This is a genomic window from Achromobacter sp. GQ309, from assembly GCF_059759315.1.
Genome location: NZ_JCAXDP010000005.1, coordinates 469,634 through 488,193, shown reverse-complemented (window position 1 = coordinate 488,193; position 18,560 = coordinate 469,634). Strand labels below are relative to the sequence as shown.

At 67.1% G+C, this 18,560-nt stretch carries 24 protein-coding genes; 14 read left to right on the top strand and 10 right to left on the bottom strand.

The genetic code is table 11. The features are described from left to right. Positions 1-111 precede the first annotated feature (111 nt). A complete protein-coding gene (locus AC6CIE_RS18515; protein ID WP_452001460.1) occupies positions 112-498 on the top strand; it encodes a hypothetical protein in 387 nt (128 codons plus the stop codon). Between the two features lie 42 nt (positions 499-540). Here the strand turns inward: AC6CIE_RS18515 and AC6CIE_RS18510 are convergent, their stop codons facing one another. Together AC6CIE_RS18510 and AC6CIE_RS18505 are read right to left on the bottom strand one after the other, a co-directional pair. Continuing rightward, positions 541-975, bottom strand: coding sequence for a hypothetical protein (locus tag AC6CIE_RS18510; RefSeq protein ID WP_175125868.1), 435 nt, complete (start codon positions 973-975; stop codon positions 541-543). Between the two features lie 186 nt (positions 976-1,161). Then, a complete protein-coding gene (locus tag AC6CIE_RS18505; RefSeq protein WP_498093266.1) occupies positions 1,162-2,130 on the bottom strand; it encodes a LysR family transcriptional regulator in 969 nt (322 codons plus the stop codon). A 112-nt stretch (positions 2,131-2,242) separates the two neighbouring features. Here AC6CIE_RS18505 and AC6CIE_RS18500 point away from each other — a divergent pair, with 112 nt between their 5' ends. From AC6CIE_RS18500 to AC6CIE_RS18470, 7 genes are all read left to right on the top strand, one after another. Continuing rightward, positions 2,243-4,078: a gamma-glutamyltransferase family protein gene (locus tag AC6CIE_RS18500; protein ID WP_286940153.1), complete on the top strand. Its 1,836-nt coding sequence runs from the start codon at positions 2,243-2,245 to the stop codon at positions 4,076-4,078. Positions 4,079-4,135: 57 nt separating this feature from the next. Beyond that, positions 4,136-5,110, top strand: a complete 975-nt coding sequence (locus tag AC6CIE_RS18495; protein WP_175125865.1) for a Bug family tripartite tricarboxylate transporter substrate binding protein — start codon at positions 4,136-4,138, stop codon at positions 5,108-5,110. Then, positions 5,107-5,613: a GAF domain-containing protein gene (locus AC6CIE_RS18490; RefSeq protein WP_286898019.1), complete on the top strand. Its 507-nt coding sequence runs from the start codon at positions 5,107-5,109 to the stop codon at positions 5,611-5,613. Before AC6CIE_RS18495 ends, AC6CIE_RS18490 begins: the two co-directional genes overlap by 4 nt. Before the next feature lie 246 nt (positions 5,614-5,859). Beyond that, entirely contained in the window at positions 5,860-6,312 is a 453-nt protein-coding gene (locus tag AC6CIE_RS18485) for a GFA family protein (protein WP_218343138.1), read from the top strand. A 36-nt stretch (positions 6,313-6,348) separates the two neighbouring features. Continuing rightward, complete coding sequence (locus tag AC6CIE_RS18480; protein WP_175125862.1) at positions 6,349-6,888, top strand: SRPBCC family protein; 540 nt, start codon at positions 6,349-6,351, stop codon at positions 6,886-6,888. A gap of 534 nt (positions 6,889-7,422) precedes the next feature. Continuing rightward, positions 7,423-7,686 carry a translation initiation factor IF-1 gene (gene infA, locus AC6CIE_RS18475; protein ID WP_056570934.1) on the top strand — a complete coding sequence of 88 codons (264 nt, stop codon included), beginning with the start codon at positions 7,423-7,425 and terminating at the stop codon, positions 7,684-7,686. Positions 7,687-7,845: 159 nt separating this feature from the next. Beyond that, the gene (locus tag AC6CIE_RS18470; RefSeq protein WP_175125861.1) at positions 7,846-8,133 is read left to right on the top strand and encodes a hypothetical protein; all 288 of its coding nucleotides are present in this window, start codon (positions 7,846-7,848) and stop codon (positions 8,131-8,133) included. Positions 8,134-8,210: 77 nt separating this feature from the next. On the opposite strand, the gene AC6CIE_RS18465 is transcribed toward AC6CIE_RS18470, so the two are convergent. The 3 genes from AC6CIE_RS18465 to mog form a co-directional block, all read right to left on the bottom strand. Further along, a complete protein-coding gene (locus AC6CIE_RS18465; RefSeq protein ID WP_498093262.1) occupies positions 8,211-9,077 on the bottom strand; it encodes a peptidoglycan DD-metalloendopeptidase family protein in 867 nt (288 codons plus the stop codon). Between the two features lie 5 nt (positions 9,078-9,082). Then, on the bottom strand, positions 9,083-9,421 hold the full coding sequence (locus AC6CIE_RS18460) for a hypothetical protein (RefSeq protein WP_279975375.1): 339 nt from the start codon (positions 9,419-9,421) through the stop codon (positions 9,083-9,085). Positions 9,422-9,557: 136 nt separating this feature from the next. Further along, positions 9,558-10,190, bottom strand: coding sequence for a molybdopterin adenylyltransferase (mog, locus tag AC6CIE_RS18455; RefSeq protein WP_481146769.1), 633 nt, complete (start codon positions 10,188-10,190; stop codon positions 9,558-9,560). 350 nt (positions 10,191-10,540) lie between these two features. On the opposite strand from mog, the gene AC6CIE_RS18450 reads away from it, so the two are divergent. The 4 genes from AC6CIE_RS18450 to AC6CIE_RS18435 all read left to right on the top strand — a co-directional run bounded on the left by AC6CIE_RS18450 (position 10,541) and on the right by AC6CIE_RS18435 (position 14,111). Next, on the top strand, positions 10,541-11,665 hold the full coding sequence (locus AC6CIE_RS18450) for a D-alanyl-lipoteichoic acid biosynthesis protein DltD (RefSeq protein ID WP_498093259.1): 1,125 nt from the start codon (positions 10,541-10,543) through the stop codon (positions 11,663-11,665). Continuing rightward, positions 11,662-11,787 (top strand): hypothetical protein, encoded by a 126-nt coding sequence (locus tag AC6CIE_RS18445; RefSeq protein ID WP_255595213.1) that lies wholly within the window; start codon positions 11,662-11,664, stop codon positions 11,785-11,787. Before AC6CIE_RS18450 ends, AC6CIE_RS18445 begins: the two co-directional genes overlap by 4 nt. An 83-nt stretch (positions 11,788-11,870) precedes the next feature. After that, a complete protein-coding gene (locus AC6CIE_RS18440) occupies positions 11,871-13,346 on the top strand; it encodes an inorganic phosphate transporter (protein ID WP_175125856.1) in 1,476 nt (491 codons plus the stop codon). 108 nt (positions 13,347-13,454) lie between these two features. Further along, complete coding sequence (locus AC6CIE_RS18435; RefSeq protein WP_286940159.1) at positions 13,455-14,111, top strand: DsbA family protein; 657 nt, start codon at positions 13,455-13,457, stop codon at positions 14,109-14,111. Between the two features lie 9 nt (positions 14,112-14,120). Here AC6CIE_RS18435 and AC6CIE_RS18430 read toward each other — a convergent pair whose 3' ends face one another. The 5 genes from AC6CIE_RS18430 to AC6CIE_RS18410 all read right to left on the bottom strand — a co-directional run bounded on the left by AC6CIE_RS18430 (position 14,121) and on the right by AC6CIE_RS18410 (position 17,260). Continuing rightward, entirely contained in the window at positions 14,121-14,732 is a 612-nt protein-coding gene (locus AC6CIE_RS18430) for a glutathione S-transferase family protein (protein ID WP_175138198.1), read from the bottom strand. A 44-nt stretch (positions 14,733-14,776) separates the two neighbouring features. Next, the gene (locus tag AC6CIE_RS18425; protein WP_218343133.1) at positions 14,777-15,124 is read right to left on the bottom strand and encodes an AzlD domain-containing protein; all 348 of its coding nucleotides are present in this window, start codon (positions 15,122-15,124) and stop codon (positions 14,777-14,779) included. After that, complete coding sequence (locus AC6CIE_RS18420) at positions 15,121-15,843, bottom strand: AzlC family ABC transporter permease (RefSeq protein ID WP_370632998.1); 723 nt, start codon at positions 15,841-15,843, stop codon at positions 15,121-15,123. The genes AC6CIE_RS18425 and AC6CIE_RS18420 overlap by 4 nt, the downstream gene beginning before the upstream one ends. Before the next feature lie 158 nt (positions 15,844-16,001). Next, positions 16,002-16,316 (bottom strand): chaperone modulator CbpM, encoded by a 315-nt coding sequence (locus AC6CIE_RS18415; RefSeq protein WP_175124564.1) that lies wholly within the window; start codon positions 16,314-16,316, stop codon positions 16,002-16,004. Between the two features lie 2 nt (positions 16,317-16,318). Then, complete coding sequence (locus AC6CIE_RS18410; RefSeq protein WP_218343317.1) at positions 16,319-17,260, bottom strand: DnaJ C-terminal domain-containing protein; 942 nt, start codon at positions 17,258-17,260, stop codon at positions 16,319-16,321. Between the two features lie 204 nt (positions 17,261-17,464). Here AC6CIE_RS18410 and AC6CIE_RS18405 point away from each other — a divergent pair, with 204 nt between their 5' ends. Together AC6CIE_RS18405 and yfcF are read left to right on the top strand one after the other, a co-directional pair. Next, entirely contained in the window at positions 17,465-17,794 is a 330-nt protein-coding gene (locus AC6CIE_RS18405) for a DHCW motif cupin fold protein (protein ID WP_498093256.1), read from the top strand. Positions 17,795-17,925: 131 nt separating this feature from the next. Then, positions 17,926-18,558 carry a glutathione transferase gene (gene yfcF, locus AC6CIE_RS18400; RefSeq protein WP_239212817.1) on the top strand — a complete coding sequence of 211 codons (633 nt, stop codon included), beginning with the start codon at positions 17,926-17,928 and terminating at the stop codon, positions 18,556-18,558. Positions 18,559-18,560 lie beyond the last annotated feature (2 nt).

The following is an 18,560-nucleotide window of genomic DNA, read 5'->3' as shown; positions in this document are numbered from 1 at the left end:
TACATGGGAGGCGCCCGCTTGACCGGCGCGGGCGGCCGGGCGCAACATAAAGGCCCATTTCGACCACGTACCGGCGCGGCGCGCATGGGCGCCGCGTCTGGCCCGCACACCATGAATCTTCTGTCTACCCGGGCGGCCGCGGCCGCCGCGCTTGCCGCCGGCCTTTTTGCGGCGGTACCCGCCGCGTATGGCTGGACCCGCATTTCGTGCGACCTTGCCGGCACCGTTGCCACGTTTCCCACCACCTTCCGCCAATTCCGCACCGACGGCACGGAACTGACACAGGTGCTGTTCAAGCTGAAGGTGAAGGCTGCCGACATACCGGACGGCGAACGAGCCGACACCGACTGCGCCGAATTTGTGAACAAGGACGTCGACGTGGTGCTGGAGAACGTGGCCGCGCGCAACATTATGCGCGGCAAGCCCTTGAAGGTGCGCTACAAGTACGACGAATCGCTGGGGCAGACGCTGGCAACCAAATACGAACTGGCGCGCTGAGCCTGCCCCCGGTGTCCTGACCGCGGTATCAGTCGCGCGGTATCAGTCATTAACCGAGCAGGACACGGGCGCGCCGTCTTCGAATTCCACGTCGTAGGTGTGCACAGGATCCCAGGGCAGCGTGAACCACAGTTCGTAGCCATCGCCGTCTTCGTCGAACAGCCACAGCGCGCGCAGCACGGCTTTTTCGGCCATGGCTTCGGCGGTTTCTTCGGCCAGGAGTTGGTCGTCTTCGATGCCCAGCTTTTTGTAGTGCTCGTACGAATAGTTGTCGAGGAGGAACTCGGCCGCGGCAAGAATCTGTTCGTCCAGGTTGTCAATGATGGCCTTGACCACCTTGGAGGCGCCGGCAAGGGGCTCTTCGCCGTCCGTCTGGATCATGACGTGAATGGGGGGCCGACCCTCTCCGGCGGGGACGTTTTCCGCCGCCCACAGATCGGGTTCTTCGAGGTCCTGGGTGAAATTGAATCGTGCCATCGGGGGCTCCGTAAATTGAAACGGCAAGCCGGAAAAGGCAGCGGCTTGCCCTAGGCCGTGAGACCTTTCAGCCATTTAACCAGATGCCGGCTCCCGCGTCTGTGGCGGGAAGCGACGTTTTTGCGCCTAGGACATGCGCACGTCTTGCCAGACCGGCGCGGGGCAAGGCGCGGACCGCCCCTGGCGTTATCTGCCCTCGTCTCCCGCCTGCGCAGGCGCCGCCGCATTCGCGCACAGGTCCAGCAGAATGTCGGAAAACTGCGATTCCGCCGTCAGCGCCTGTTCCCGCTTGCGCCGGATCAGGTTGATCGGCGGCAGCTCCCAGCCGAAATCCCACGGCACCATGCCCAGCCTGCCGCGCTGGCACAGTTCGCGCGCGATGTCCTCGGGCACCACCGAGATCGACGATTCGTTCAGCGACAGGATGCCCTCGATCACGTCCGTGGAGTAGGCCTCCAGCACCGGCGACGGCGGCTGCAGCCCGGCGCGGATGAAATGCTCCACGATCAATTGCCGCGTCGGCGTGTTGGCCGCCGGCAGCACCCAGTCCAAGGCCGCGACGGCAGCCCAGTCCGGCTTGCGCCGCGCCAGCCGCTGGGCCAGCCTGCCATGCGCTATAAGACGGGGCCGCTGGCGATACAGCACGCGATGCATCAGGTCTTCGTGCATCACCGTGGACGTGGCGCGGCTGATGATGCAGTCCAGCTCGTGCTGGCGCAGCATCGGCACCAGGTGGTCCGTCGTGGCGCGGTGCAGGCTCAGCGTCACGCCGTGGCGCTGATGCAGGCGGCTGATGGCGGCGGTCAGCAAGGCGCTGGACACGTACGGCACCACCCCAACGTGCAGATGCGCCGACCGCCCGGCATGCAGCGCCTCGACCTCCCGCTCCCACAGATCCAGGTCACTGAGCATGTGCCGCGCGCGCACCAGCGCCAGATTGCCCAGGGCGGTCGGCTGCAACCCGCTGCCCGTACGCAGGAACAGCGGCGCGCCAAAAATGTCCTCCATTTCGGCCAGCGCCTTGGTGACCGCAGGTTGGCTGATGCCGGTCTGCGCGGCGACCCGCGTCAGCGATTTATGGCGGTCGATGTTCACCAGCAGCGTCAGATGACGGTGCTTGAGTCGGTTGGCAAGACGGACGGCATCCGGGCTCATGGCAGTTATCTCTATAACCGTTTGGTTATGCAATTATGCCCACAAAGATAAAACCAGTTATTTCAGGCACCTATACTGCTTGCATCCTCTTCAGTCTTGCGGGAACCGCCCGATGAATCCGTCCTTCACCACCCGACCTGAAATACGCGGCACGTTCGGCGTGGTGTCGTCCACGCACTGGCTGGCATCGCAAGTAGCCATGAGCGTGCTGGAACGCGGCGGCAATGCCTACGACGCCGCCGTGGCCGGCGGTTTTGTGCTGCAGATTGTCGAACCGCACCTGAACGGGCCGGGCGGCGAAGTCCCCATCCTGTTCTGGAGCGAGCGCGAGCAACGCATGCGCGCGCTGTGCGGACAGGGCCCGGCGCCCGCGCTGGCGACGCCGACGTACTTTCGCAAGATGGGGCTGGACCTGGTGCCGGGAATCGGCCTGCTGCCCGCGACGGTGCCCGGCGCGTTCGGCGCCTGGCTGACGCTGCTGCGCGACTACGGCACGTGGGAGCTGGCCGACGTGCTGCAGCCGGCCATCGGCTATGCGCGCGACGGATTTCCGCTGGTGCCGCGGATCTCGCAGGCGATTCTGGCGGTGCAGGCGCTGTTCCGCGACGAATGGAAAAGCTCGGGCGACGTCTGGCTGCCGGGCGGCCGCGTGCCCGCCCCCGACGCGCTGTTCCGCACGCCCGCCATCGCGGCCACCTACACCCGCATTCTTGATGAAGCGCACGCCGCCAGCACCGACCGGCGCGGCCGCATCGACGCCGCGCTCGACGTCTGGTATCGCGGTTTCGTGGCCGACGCCATCGACAGCTTCTATACGAACGAGGCCGTGCTCGACACCACGGGCCAGCGCAACCCCGGGTTGCTGCGCAAATCCGATCTGGCCGACTGGCGCGCCACGTACGACGAACCGCTGACCACGCAATATGGCCGCTACACGGTGGCCAAATGCGGTGTGTGGTCGCAAGGGCCGGTGCACCTGCAACAGCTCGCGCTGCTGCGCCATCTGGACGTCGACAAACTGGACCCGCTGTCGCCGCAGTTCGTGCACCGCGTCGCCGAGGCCGCCAAGCTGGCATTCGCCGACCGCACCGCCTGGTATGGCGATCCCGATCACGTCCAGGTGCCGCTCGCGGCCCTGCTCAGCGACGACTATGCGCGGGCGCGCGCCGCCGGCATCGGCGAACGCGCCTCGGCCACGTTGCAGCCGGGCAGCCCCGGCGGACTTGCGCCGCGCCTGCCGGACCTGGATGCCGCGATCCGCACGCTGGCCGCGTCGGACACGCGCTACGGCGTGGGCGAACCGACCTTTGCCGCGTTGCCGCCCGTCTCGGAGTGGGCGACGCGCGAACTGTTCGTGGGCGACACCTGCCAGATCGACGTCATCGACCGTGACGGCAACATGGTGGCCGCCACACCATCGGGCGGCTGGCTGTCGTCCAGCCCCGTCGTGCCCGAGCTGGGCTTTTCGCTGACGACCCGTCTGCAGATGACCTGGCTGGACGACGGCGTGCCGGGCCAGTTGCAGCCGGGCAAGCGTCCCTGCACCACCCTGTCGCCCGGCCTGGCGCTGCGCGACGGGCTGCCGTACATGGCATTCGGCACGCCCGGCGGCGACCAGCAGGACCAATGGACCGTCGCATTCTTTCTGCGCCATGCCATGGGCATGAACCTGCAGGCGGCCATCGACGCGCCGTCCTGGCACATTGATCACTTTCCCGGCTCGTTCTGGCCGCGTTCGCAGACGCTGAACCGGCTGACGGTGGAATCGCGCATGCCCGCCGCCACGCTGGACGCGCTGCGCGCCGCCGGCCATGACGTCAAGGTCGGCCCGGACTGGTCCGAAGGCCGCATCAGCGCCTGCACGCGCGAGCCGGCCGCGGGCGGACAGATGCTGCTGCGCGCGGCGGCCAATCCCCGCGGAATGCAGGGCTATGCCGTCGGCCGCTGAATCGATTTTCATACGACCGGCTCTCAGAAGCCGGACACAACGCAAGGGGTAAACACCATGACACTGCACTTCAAACGACTGCTGCGCACGTTCGCGCTGGGCCTGGCGATGGCCGCGCCCGCCCTCTCGCACGCCGCCTGGCCCGAAAAGCCCATCACGCTGGTCGTGCCGTGGGCCGCCGGCGGCTCCACCGACATCCTGGCGCGCGTGCTGTCCGAAGGCCTGACGCAATCGCTGGGCCAGCCGGTCATTGTCGAGAACCGCTCGGGCGCATCGGGCAATATCGGCACCGCCTTCGTCGCGCGCGCCAAGCCGGACGGCTACACGCTGCTGGTGGGCTCGATGAGCACGCACACGATGAATCAGGCGCTCTATTCCAACATGCCGTTCGACGGCGTGAAGGACTTTACGCCCATCGCCGAGCTGGCCCTTGTGACCAACACGATGGTGGTGCATCCGTCGGTGCCGGCATCCAACCTGAAGGAATTCATCGCGTACGCGAAGGCCAATCCCGACACCGTGGCGTATGCCTCGGCGGGCCAGGGCTCGACCAACCACCTGAGCGCGGTGCTCTTCGAAAAGGCCGCCGGCGTGAAGATGATGCACATCCCGTATCGCGGCGGTGCGCCTGCGGTTCTGGATACGGTGGCAGGCCGCACGCAGGTGCTGTTCAGCGCCGGCACGCAGACGCTGCCGCACGTGCAGTCGGGCAAGCTCAAGCTGCTGGCCGTCACCGAGGAACAACGCTCGCCGCTGCTGCCCGACGTGCCCACCGTGGCCGAAACGCTGCCGGGGTATGAGCTGGCGGTCTGGTACGGCGCGTTCGGTCCGGCCGGCATGCCGCCGGAACTGGCTGCCAGGCTGAACCGCGAGATCAACGTGATCCTCAAGCGGCCCGACGTCATCAAGAAAATGGGCGACATGGGCGTGCTGCTGACCGAAACCACGCCCGAGCAGTTCGGCCAGATCCTGGCGCGCGATGCCGACAAGTACGGCAAGCTGATCAAAGAACTGGGAATCACGGCGGAATGACGGACGCATCTCCCAGCCCGGCGCTGGCCGGCGTGCAGGCCATCGCCCGCGCCTACGCGGACGGCCAGCCGGCCGCCGCCTTCCAGGCAATCGACGACTATGCGCGCCTGCACCTGGCGCACGCGTTGTGCACCGTGAATCGCTACGATGCCGACGCCATGCGCGTGGTGCGCCTGTACAGTTCGAACCCGCAGGCGTACCCGCCGGGCGGCAGCAAGGACAAGACCGGCACGGCATGGGGCCGGCACGTGTTGCTGGAACAGCGGGTGTTCGTGGGCGAGGGAGAGGCGGCCATCCGCGAATTCTTCAACGACCACGATGCGATCCGCAGTCTGGGACTGCAATCGGTCATCAACGTGCCGGTCGCGTATGACGGCGTGTGCCTGGGTACGGTCAACTTCCTGATGCCACGCCCGGCGGTGTCTGACGACGACATTCACGCGGCGCGCGTGGCGGGTCTGCTGGCGCTGCCGGCGTTCCAGGCGCTGCAACGGGCGGCGTGAAGGAGGAGGCGCAGATGCCGTGAACGTTACGGTATCTGCCGCCGACGCCCGCCGTCGGAAACTTCCGCCGTCGGCAACTCCCGCCGCGGGAATGCCCGCCACGGCAATCGCACGCCCCGGGAAAGGCCCGCCCCGGGAAAGGCCCGCCCCGGCAACGATCTGAAAGACATCTGTCACAAATGCCGAAGTCGCGGGACGGCGCCGCAGGTATATTGGACCTATTTCCCCCATTGCCTGGCGCTCATCATGATCAAAGGTTCCTGCCTCTGCGGCCGCGTTGCCTACGAGATCAACGGTCCGCTCACCGATGCCCTCAACTGCCATTGCGTGATGTGCCGCAAGACGCACGGCGCGGCCTTCCGCAGCCGAGCGACGGTCCAGTCGAAGGATTTCGCCTGGACGCAGGGCGAAGACCACGTGACCTGGTACGCGTCGTCGCCCGGCAATTACCGGGGATTCTGCGAGGCTTGCGGCACGCCGCTGCTCAGCCGCTTTGACCAGACGCCCGACGTCTACGGCCTGCCGCTCGGCGCGCTGGACGACGATCCGGGCGTCAAGCCCCAGGCGCATTACCACGTCGCCAGCAAGGCGCCGTGGTACGACATCACGGACGCGCTGCCCCAGCACCCCGGCGCCATGGACGAAGCCCCGGAGCACGAGCCGCAGGTATCGCCGCTGACCTTTTCGCACGGAAGATGAACCCACGTCCGGCTCCGGACTTCACAGGAGACTGATATGAGCGACTACGGCGTCGTACTGGACCCGACCACCTTGCAATTCACGCGCAGGCTGCCTGCGAGCGTGCAGGAGGTGTGGGCCTGGCTGACGGAATCCGACAAGCGCGGCCAGTGGCTGGCATTCGGCGACATGGACCTGATGGAGGGCGGCGGCGTCACCCTGCGCTTCCTGCATGCCGACCTGTCCTCCGTGCGCGAACCGACGCCCGAGGCCTACAAGCCCTACGAGGAAGGCCTGACCACGCAGGGCCTGATCACCCGGTGTGAACCGCCGCACGTGCTCAGTTACACCTGGGGCGGCTCGGCGGGCGCCCCGTCCGAAGTGACCTTCGAGGTGTCCCCTGAAGACGACGGCGCGCGGCTGGTGCTTACTCATCGCAAACTCGCCACGCGGGATGACATGGTGGACGTGGCGGGCGGTTGGCACACGCACTTGAACGTGTTGGCAGCCCGTCTGGCCGGACGCGACCCGGGCCCCTTCTGGTCGGCCAACGCTGCATGGGAAGCCGAATACCAGCGCCGCATCCCGCGCCGATAGAGTCGTTCAAGCGCAACTATCGCGGCCGAATCCGGGATAAAAGCTGGCTAAACCGCCGGCTTTGCAGTAACATAAACCCGTGATTTTTCCGCAAAAACCGGACTTCGGTCATCCTGCGTGCCAACCTGTAGCGCCCAAGAAAGGGCGCTACTGAATGAACGTCAGCGACGCGAACGAGATCCGGTTTTTTATTGGGGCCGCCCCTGTTGGGTGCACCCCGTCACTGCCCAGAACGCCGCTGCAGTCCCCGTGGCGCCCGGCGTTGCCGCAGACTCGGCAACCCCGCTTCATCCGGCAAGGTGCCCGCAGCACCCCCGCCGCGACCACAGCGCGCATCGCGCGCACTTACCTCAGGGCGCGAGTATCCGCCATTTCAGACATCCGCCCGGATGCCGTGGCCCATACCCACGCTTGCCCGAACGTTTTTTTGCGTTCAAACCGCTGGACCGGTTTATCCGAGTCCGACGCGCTTGCCGCCTTGCGCGGCGCGACATGCCGCAGGCATGCCTGCGCGTTTTGATCAAGGAGTAGAAGATGGCTAAAGAAGAACTCATCGAATTGGATGGCATTGTTGACGAAGTGCTGCCCGATAGCCGCTACCGCGTCAAACTGGACAACGGCATCGAAGTCGGCGCCTACGCGTCGGGCCGTATCCGCAAGCACCGCATCCGCATCCTCGCGGGCGATCGCGTCACCCTGGAAATGTCCCCGTACGACCTGACCAAGGGCCGTATCAATTTCCGCCACAAGGACGAGCGCGCCCCCACGATGCAGCGTCCCCAGCACCACCGCCGCTAAGCCGGCCGCCCGGGCCGGCTTCTTGCCGGCGCCCGGCTCCCTCTTTTCGCGGATCCTTAAGCAGGATTCGCGCACTGCCGTAATGCGTGGATCGCCTGTTCATGAAAGAATGGCGCTCCTCGCCTGGCGCAACGCCAGGTCGGATACGCACGAAGCACGATGGACCTGAAAGAAGAATTGCAAGCCGCCGCAGACCAGCTTGCCCTCTCGCGAAGACGTTTCGCAAAGGGCGAGGAAGGCCTGCGCCTGCTGCGCCAGTCGCGCGAGGCGTTCATCAACAGCCTGCGCAATACCGGCCTGACCTACGCCGAAGCCAAGACCAAGTACGACAACTGCCTGGACGACCAGGAAGCCGGTCAGCGCAACGTGCAACAGCAGATGGAATACGCCGAGCGCATGCACCAGTATGTGCTCAAGCGCATCGCGCTCGAGGCCGAGAAGGCCTGAGCGCCGCCGCCCCGTCAGAGCGGCACTCGTCAGAGCTTGAGCCCGTCAACCCTTGAACGCATCAAAGCCCATACGCGTCAGGGCTTGAACGCCCCGATGAAGATCGCCGGATCGATGCGCGCATCGTTCAGGCTGACGTTCCAGTGCAGGTGCGGGCCCGTCGCCCGCCCGGTCGCCCCCACCTTGCCCACCACGCCGCCGCGCGGCACCTCGTCGCCGACCTTCACCGAGATCGCCGACATGTGGCAGAACATGCTGACGAAACCCTGGCCATGGTCCAGGAACACCGTCTTGCCATTGAAGAAATAATCCCCCACCAGCACCACCACCCCGGCCGCGGGCGCCTTGATGGGCGTACCGGCCGGCACGGCGAAATCCAGGCCCGAATGCGGATTGCGTTCCTGGCCGTTGAAGAAGCGGCGCAGGCCAAAGGGGCTGGACAGGCGACCGCCGTCGACCGGACGATCCAGGATCAGGTTGCTGGGCGTGATGCCCGCGCGAAAGCCGCGGTAGGCCTCGACCTGTTCGGCCAGTTCCCGCTCAATGCGCTTGAGGTCGTCCGGATTCGGATCCACCTGACGCCGGTTCTTGAGCGTGATGTGCTGCGCCACGTAATCCTTGGCGCCGACCGTGAACGCCACCTGACGCGTGCCGCCGCCGTCCTTGACCTGCACCTGTTCCTGGCCAGGCTTGACGGTAAGCGGAATGCCGACCACGGCGATCCACTGCTTGCCCGCTTCCCGCACCACCAGCACGGGCCGGTCCAGGTAGGTGACCTGGGGCGCGGCCGCGCCGTCGCCCAGGCTCAGCACGGCCACGCCGCCCGGCACGCGGGCGTCGAGCTTGCGGGTGATGTAACTGGCCTGCTGCGCCCGCGCGGGCCAGGCCAGGCACACGGCAGCGGCGGCCAGCCCGGCGCGCAGGACGTCGCGGCGGTCAACCATGACGTTTACAGGCACAGGTTGGCCGGTTCAATGATGGTCTGGTCGCGGCGGGCAATGCGCGTCGACAGCCGCGCCTCGGTCTTGCCCTTCCAGTGCGTGGTCGTCAGGACGGCCTCGACGCCCAGGCTGCCGTGCAGGACGAGCTCGTACCCGTTGCGCACCGGCTTCTGTTCGAAGTTGACGTCCAGTCCCTTCCAGGCGTCCGCCACGCATTGCGTGTAGTCCTGGGCGGTGCGCTGCGTGGATCCGTAGAACACGGGATCGCGGTCGCGGACGTCTTTGACATTGGCGCAGGCCGTCAGGGCAGCCAGGGCGGTAAGGGACAGGATGGTACGAACCTTCATGACGATGAAAACTCTCGGTCAGCAGGGTTGATCGGGGCGGCCAACTATACCGCACGGTCTTGGCGGGGCGAGGCCCCGCCATGGTGTGCCGCGACGGCCAGCCACCGCGCAAGGCGATGCGGCGTTGTCGCCTGCGCTACGCTTGCGCGGGCCGCCGGGCGGACTTGGGGCGGAAGGCCGCGATGACCTCGGGGCGCGTTTCGGTGTACGGGCCGCCGATGAGGTCGATGCAATACGGAATGGCAGCGAAGATGCCGGGCACCAGCACGGCCCCGTCGTCGCCCTTGAGTCCTTCCAGCGTCTCGCGGATGGACTTGGGCTGGCCCGGCAGGTTCACGATCAGGGCGGCATGGCCGTCCGTTTCGCGGATGACTGCCACCTGCCGCGACAGGATGGCCGTGGGCACGAAACGCAGGCTGATCTGGCGCATCTGCTCGCCAAAGCCCGGCATTTCCTTGGTGCCGACCGCCAGCGTGGCCTCGGGCGTGACGTCGCGCCGGGCGGGGCCGGTGCCGCCGGTCGTCAGGACGAGGTCGCAGCCGCAGCCGTCGACCAGTTCGATCAGGGTCTCGGAGATGCGGGCGGGCTCGTCGGGAATCAGCCGCTCCACCGCCTGCCAAGGCGACACCAGCGCGCCGCCCAGCCATTCGCGCAGCGCGGGCAGCCCCTGATCCTGATAGGCACCGGTGGAGGCACGGTCGGAAACGGACACCAGCCCTACGATGAGTTCGTCGGGGTGGCTGCGGGCGATACGGGCAAGGTCGGTCATGGCGAAGGGGAAATCCGGCGGTGAAGCGCCGCGGCGGCGGCAGGCGGCGCGGCGGGCCAGGGGCCCCGGACGGCCGCGCGACATCGATGCTATCGCATTCTGCTAGGCGGCATGCGGCGGGCGCGGGCGGGGTCTGAGCGGAGTGCGACCGGGGCGGGCCGGAGTGGCTGGGGTGGCTGGGGTGGCTGGGGTGGCTGGGGTGGGCCGGGGCGGCCGGGACCAAGTGTCGCAAAAAGGGGAATCGGCGCGCCGCCCAGGGTTTCCCGCGCTTGTTTGCGTCATGGCCGCTGGATAACATCCGCTAACAATACCGCCCCTTTGTCCCGGCGCGACGCATTTTCGGGTTTCCCATGTTCAAACGCACCCTTCGGCAGCACGCGCTTGCCGCGGCGCTGGCCCTGTCCGCCGCGGCCGTGGCCGGCTGGGCGGCCCTGCACACGCTGGCCCTGAAGACCGAACCGGTGCCCGCGGCCGCACCCGGCATCTACATCCCAAACCTGGGCAATACGCTGGACGAACAGACACGCAATCTGTCGCGGCTCAGCCAGGCGCTGCGCACGGGCGATCGCCTGGTGATCCTGGGATCGTCGGAGCTCACCAGCAACGACCTGCGCTTCGTGCCCTACCGCTTCCTGGCCGACGAGCTGCAGATGCCCGTCCTGGCGTACGGCCATTCCGGGTTCCAGTCGCTGGGCATGCAGTTCGTGCTGGCGGCGCTGGCCGATGATCTGTCGCCGGCCTCGCGCGTGGTCGTGATGCTGTCGCCGGGCTGGTTCGACGGCGAGGGTGGATTGGGGCCCGACGAGTTCAAGGAGCACGCCAACCCGCTGCTGCCCCGGCTGCTGCGCCAACCCGATGGCAGGTCTGAAGTCTTGCGGTGGCTGGACGCCAAGGGCGACGCGGGCGTGTACTGGTCGATGGCGGCCGAGCAGGCATACGTGTTCCGTCAACGGCTGGCCAGCCTGTGGGCGCCGGCTTACGCCGCCCCCATTCCCGAACGGGAACGCGAAGGCCCCGCGGCGGCGGCGCGCGTGGTGGACTGGGACGCCCTGGCCGGTCAGGCGCAGGCCGCCGAGCAGGCGCTCATGACGGACAACCGCTACGCCGTGCGTGACGAATTCTTCAACAAGTACCTGCGCAGCATCCCCGAGGGCGGCAAGACCGCCTACCAGCCCCAGCCCCTGACCGGCCGCGAGGAATTGCGCGAACTCGACGCCCTGATGGCGCTGCTGCACCAGCATCACGTCAATGCGCTGTTCGTCATGCAGCCGCTGCACCCGATGGTCTTCAACGACCTGGCCCGGTTCGACCCGATCCAGCAGCAGGTCGCCGGCCTGTGCCAGCGTTATGCGATGACCTGCATGGACATGTACGACGCGCCCTTCGAGGTCGGCACGCTGCGCGACGTGCAGCATCTGGGCGAGCTGGGCTGGCTGCGCGTCAACCAGAAGATCGCCGAGGTATTCCGCCCATGAAAAGAACGCTGTGGCTCTGCATGCTGTACCTGGGAATCCTGGCCGTGATGGTCATCCAGGCGGATACGTCCGCCAATCTGGGCAAGCCCATGGAGATCGAATTCCAGTATTCGAAGTTCTAAGATTTGGGGGCCGCTTCATTCAGGGACAGGTCATAAATCTGCAATAATCGGGGCATTCTCGCCGGAACCTCGCCCCCTCCCCCATGTTCGACCTCTTCCACGGCCTAGACCTTTGGGTTGGCCTCAGTCTTGTGCTGGCCCTGACATTCGTCCTGGCCTTCGAATTCATCAACGGCTTTCACGACACGGCAAACGCCGTGGCAACGGTCATTTACACCAAGGCCATGCCGCCGCATCTGGCGGTCGTCCTGTCCGGCATCTTCAACTTCCTGGGCGTCTTGCTGGGCGGCGTGGGCGTCGCCTATGCCATCGTCCATCTGCTGCCCGTCGAACTGCTGATCAACGTGGACACCGGCCGCGGGCTGGCAATGGTCTTCGCCATGCTGGCGGCGGCCATCGCCTGGAACCTGGGCACCTGGTACTTCGGCATTCCGGCGTCCAGCTCGCACACGCTGATCGGCTCGATCCTGGGCGTGGGCCTGGCCAATGCGCTCATCACCGACCTGCCGCTGGGCGAAGGCGTGAACTGGGGCAAGGCCATCGACATCGGCCTGTCGCTGGTGGCCTCGCCCATCGCCGGGTTCGCGGTGGCAGGCCTGCTGCTGCTGGCGCTCAAGCGCTGGCTGCCGCTGTCCAAGATGCACAAGACCCCCGAACAGCGCCGCGCCATCGACAACAAGAAGCACCCGCCGTTCTGGAACCGCCTGGTGCTGGTGCTGTCGGCCATGGGCGTGAGCTTCGTGCACGGCTCGAACGACGGCCAGAAGGGCATCGGCCTCATCATGCTGGTGCTGATCGGCATCGTGCCGGCCAACTTCGTGCTGGACACCCACAGCACCACCTACCAGATCGAACGCACCCGCGACGCCGCCAACCACCTGATGGTGTTCTACCAGCGCAACGAAGCGCTGCTGGGCGATTTCCTGGCGCTGCGCCGCGTCGACATCCAGGAAGACCTGCCCGCCAATTTCCGTTGCGACCCCGCCCTGACCGTACCGACCATCATGGCGCTGCAAAAGGACCTGCACGGGGTTTCCAACTACGCCGACCTGTCCGCGCAAAAGCGCATCGACGTGCGCCGCTACCTGCTGTGCCTGGACGACACCGCCAAGAAGGTGGCGCGCCTGGAAGGCCTGCCCGCCCGCGAGGCCGCCGACCTGCAACGCTTGCGCGCGGACCTGACCGCCACCACCGAATACGCGCCCTTCTGGGTGATCGTGGCCGTGGCGCTGGCGCTGGGCGCCGGCACCATGGTCGGCTGGCGCCGCGTGGTTCTGACCGTCGGCGAAAAAATCGGCAAGCAGGGCATGACCTACGCGCAGGGCATGTCGGCGCAGCTGACCGCCGTGGGCGCCATCGGTCTTGCCAACGTCTTCAGCCTGCCGGTGTCCACCACCCACGTGCTGTCCTCGGGCGTGGCGGGCACCATGATCGCCAACAAGACGGGGCTGCAGGGCAACACGGTGCGCAACATCCTGCTGGCCTGGGTGCTGACGCTGCCCGCCTCGATGCTGCTGGCCGCCGGCCTGTTCTGGATCGGCGTACAGATAGCGGGCTGATCGCAGCCTGACCGATTCGGCCGTGCAGGCAATCTGCACGGCCGCTGCAACACTCTGGGTAGCGCGCCGGCCTATGCGCCCGCGCCCGGCGCCGTCTACGATGGCGCCATGACACCCGCATCCCCTACCCTGCATTACATCTTCGATCCGCTTTGCGGCTGGTGCTACGGCGCCGCGCCGCTGGTGGAGGCCGCCCGCGCCGTGCCGGGCCTGAACATCGAGCCGCATGGCGGCGGCATGATGACCGGCAGCAACCGCCAGCCGGTCACCGACGCCCTGCGCCGCTACGTCATGCCGCACGACGAGCGCATTGCGGGCCTCACCGGCCAGCCGTTCGGCGCCGATTACTTCGACGGCCTGCTGCGCGACAGCGGCGCCGTGTTCGATTCCGAACCGCCCACCACCGCCATCCTGGCCGCGCAAACGCTGGCGGGCCGCGGCCTGGACCTGCTGCACCGGCTGCAGCGTGCGCATTACGTGGAAGGCCGGCGCATCGCCGATCCTGCCGTCCTGCGGGCGCTGGCTGTGGAGATCGGCCTGGACGCCGAGGCCTTCGACGCTGCCTACGAACAGGCACAGGGCGCCGAGACTGCCGCCCACATTGCCGCCAGCCGCCGGCTGCTGGCGCAAGTCGGGGGCACGGGCTTTCCGACGCTGGCGCTGGAGCGCAACGGCGCTTTCACGCTGCTGGAACCCAGCCGGTACCTCGGCCGTCCCGAGCAATGGCGCGACCACCTGACGGCGCGCATCCAGGGCGGCGCCTGACGCCCCGGATCAGGACTCTTCGATATCCCCGTCGCGCTGCAAAGCGCGGTGCATCGCCGGACGCTCACCCAGGCGTTCGGCGTACGCATTGAACACGGGCGTTTCGGGCACGATCTTCATCCGCATCATGTACTGCAGCGAGCCGCCCAGCACGATGTCCACAGCGGAGAACCTGTCGCCCAGGAAAAACGGCCGCGCCTGCAGCACCCGCGTCAGCACCTCTTCGACCTCGTCGGCCGACCCCCATCCCAGCGCGGCCTGATGCGGCGTCTTGAACGCCCGCTCGACCATCGCAGGCTCGAACACGCCCGTGGAATACGCCAGCCACGTCAGATAGGGACCGCGTTGCGGGTCGCCCACGACCGGTCCCAACCCCGCCTGCGGAAACAGGTCGGTCAGGTACACCGCGATGGCGGGCGTTTCAAACACGGGCACGCCGTCATGCACCAGCGCCGGCACCTTGCGGTGCGGATGGATGTCGATGTAATCGGCAGGCATGTGCCCCGTGCTGTCGTGGCCGCGGATCGACACCATCTCGGTGTCGTAGGGCACGCCCAGTTCCTCGAGCAGCCACAGTATCCGGAACGACCGCGAACGCGGTGCGTGGTAGAGCGTAAGCATGGTCGGTCTCCTTGGGGGATCGGACCATTTTGCCCTGCGGGCCGCTACGCCGCCAAGGCCAGCAATATCCCGTATCCGCCCATGCCGAGCAGCACGGCCACGCCCGTGTTGCTGACCAGGCGCGCCGCCACGCCCGTGACGACAAGCCCGCCCACGTACGGCGCCATGTGAGCGGCCTCGTCGGCCGCGCCCAGCAGATCCGGAACGATGACGGCGGCGGCGATGCCCGCCAGCAGCGACGGACCCAGCGCCGACAGCGCCGAGCCCTCGCGGGACAGGTGCCGCAACAGCCGGCTGCGCTCGGACAGCATGAACGGCAGGGCGCGCGTGAGGTAGGTAATGACCGCCATCGCAATGACGGCGCCCCAGAATTCCAATCCGCTGGCGTTCATGCGGGCCTCCTGAATCGATAGGCGGCGCAGCCGATGACGGCGCCTGCCAGGATGGCGAGGCTGGTGTATCCCAGCGCAGCCACCAGTCCGGCGCCGATGACGGCGGCCAGGATGGGCAGTCCCATGCCGCGCCGGGCGCTCTGGCACACCAGCGCCATGAACAGCGCGGGCAGCGCAAAGCGCATGACTTGCGACAGCATCGGATAGTGCCGCTCGAGGCCGTCGCCGGCGTACACGCCCACGGCGGTGCCGGCGATCCACGTCAGCCAGGCGCCCAAGCCCAGCGCGACCATCCAGCCCTGGCGCCGGGCGGGTTCCACGCCCTGCAACCGGTTGAAGGCGGTGGCGAAGACTTCATCGGTCAAAAGAAAAGCAACCTTCAGGCGATCGCGCAGCGCCGCCGGCAAAAAGCGCGACAGCAGCGGGCCATAGAGCAGGTGCCGCGCATTTAGCAGCGAACACAGCGCCACCACCCACAGCCACGGCGTGCCGGCCTTGATGGAGGCCAGCAGCAGGAACTGGCTGGCGCCCGCGTACACCAGCACGGAAATCAGGATGACCTGCAACGGCGTCAGGCCAGCCGCGATACCGGCGATGCCGAACGTCACGGCAACCGGGAAGTAGCCGATCATGACCGGCAGGCAGGATTTCAGGCCATCGATATGCGCGCCGCCGGACGGGGCGCGCGCGGCGGCGGGGGGAGTCTCCAAGGCGCTCATCGCTTTGACTTGTTGCGGCGGGCGCCCATTTTACTCAGCGGTGTGGGCGGCTTGGATTGGGGCGGCTTGGATTGGGTCGAACCGGCTTGGCGCGGTTCAGCGCGAATCGCCGCCAACTCAGCCCAGCGGAACGCGGCTCGATCAGACGCCCCGCGCCGTCAAGGCGTCGCGCCCAGCGCCCGCAACTGCGACTTCAGACGGCGCACCTCCTGGCTCAGGTCCAGGATGAGCGCGACGGCGTCCAGGCCGGCGCCAAAGTCATGCTCGAGCCGCCGCGCGTGCAAGGCGCGTTGCAGGTCCACGCTGTAGAAACGCCATTCCGCCGGGCCGCTGCCGCTGGCATTGACGATGCCGACTTCGACCAGCCGGGCCACCCATTCCACTTCCGCGCCGCAGGCGCGCGCCAGGTCGTCTGCGTTGAGCGGCTGCGACTTGCCGACGACGGTGGCGCTGGTGATCACTATCTTCTTCATGCTCAGACCCCGAGATTGCGGCGCGGGTTGAAGGGCAGATCCTGCTGCAGCTTGCGGTAAGCGGCCTTGGCGGCTTCGCTGTCCGCCGGCGGCAGCACCAGATCCAGGACCAGGTACAGATCACCCGGCGGATCGCCGGGGATGCCGCGCCCGCGCAGCCGCAGCTTGCGGCCGTTGCTGGACCCGGGCGGCACGGACACTTCGACCGTGCCGCCGGGCGTGGGCGCCTTGACGCTGGCGCCCAGCGCGGCTTCCCACGGGGCAACCGGCAAGGTCATGTAGAGATCTCGCCCTTCGGCGCGGTAGCGCGGATGCGGCTTGAAGCGCACTTCCAGATACAGATCGCCGCTTTCGCCGCCGCCATAGCCGGGCATGCCCTGTCCGGCCAGCCGGATGTACTGGCCTTCGCGCACGCCGGCCGGGATCTTGACGCTGAGCGTGCGGCTCTGCATGTGCGGCCGGCCCTGGTCGTCCATCTGCATGGACCGCAGGCTGATGTCGCGCGTCGCGCCCTTGATGGCGTCTTCCAGGTCGACTTCGATGGCGGCGTGATGGTCTTCGCCGCGCGTGCGGAATTCCTGCTGGCGTCCGCCGTGCCTGGCGCCCCGGCCACCAAAGAGTGACGAAAAGAACTCGCTGAATTGGGCTTCGTCGCCGGCCGCGGCGCCGCGGTGGAATTCGAAGCCTTCGTCCCATCCGGGCGGCGGTTGGAAGCCGCCCTCGGGCGAGACGCCCGCGGCCAGATTGTCGTAGGCCTGGCGCTTTTCGGCGTCACGCAGCACGTCGTAGGCTTCGTTGACGTCGCGCATGCGGGTTTCGGCGTCGCTTTCCTTGCTGACGTCTGGGTGATATTTGCGGGCGAGCTTGCGGTATGCCTTGCGGATATCGTCGTCGGATGCGCCCTGCTCCACCCCGAGAATGCTGTAGTAGTCCTTGAACTCCATGTTCCAGCTCACGTAGAGGGTTGAGGCCGCGTCCGGCACAGCCGGATCCGGCCTTGAATAGCCAGAAGATAGGGGTTATGGACCGATTTTTCAATGTGCGGCCGCGCGCCAGGGGCCGGCCGCGGAAAGCCGGTAGCCCGATTGGCGTAGTATGTGTTTTTTCGCCCGGCATTCTGGGGGCGGACCCACATTGCAGGATCCACGATGAAGATGAGCAACATCCCCTTCGGCACCACCGACTGGTCCGAAGTGGAACGCACCGAACACGCCGGCGAAACTGGCACGGCGTACTGGCGTACCCGCCAATTCGGCGACCTGCGCGTGCGCATGGTGGAATACACCGCCGGTTACCTGGCTGACCACTGGTGCACCGAGGGCCACATCCTGTTCTGTCTGGAAGGCGAACTGCACACCGAACTGGAAGACGGCCGCCAGTTCGTGCTGACCCCCGGCATGAGCTATCAGGTGGCCGATCAGGCCGAACCGCACCGCTCGTCCACGCAGACCGGCGCCAAGCTCTTTATTGTGGACTGACCTTTGCAGGCTGACCTTTGCGGACTGACGCGCCCGCGCGACACGTCCGCATTGCACTTGCGTTACGCTTTGCAAACCAGCCGCCCCGCGCGGCCTGACCATACGTTACTTCGCCTGACCGGAGACAAGCTTTGGGCGCCCCGATTACGCTATACGTCGATTCCCTGTTTCTCAGCCCGTACGCCATGTCGGTCTATGTGGCGCTGACCGAAAAGCAACTGCCTTTCGAAGTGCGTCCCATCGACCTGAGTGCCGGCGAACAGCGCATGCAGCCGTTCCAGTGCCGCGCACTCACCTCGCGAGTGCCGGCGCTGACCCACGCGGACTTCAACCTGACCGAATCCAGCGTCATCGCCGAATACCTGGAAGAAGCCTTTCCCCCGCCCGAACACACCGCCCTGTTTCCGTCCGCCCTGCAGGAACGCGCCCGCGCGCGCCAGTTGCAGGCCTGGCTGCGCAGCGACCTGGGCGCCCTGCGCCAGGAACGTCCCACGGAAACCGTGTTCTACGGCGAAGCCGGCCCGCCGCTGTCCGACGACGCCCATGCAGCCGCCGCCAAGCTGATCCGCGTGGCCAGCTATCTGGTCGGCGTCGGCCAGACGACCCTGTTCGACAAATGGTGCATCGCCGACACCGATCTGGCGGTCATGCTCAAGCGCCTGTCGAACGACGACCTGCCCGACACGCTGCGCGCCTACGCCGACGCCCAATGGCAACGGCCCGCCGTCCAGAAATGGCTGGAACACAACGCCGCCGCGCGGTGACC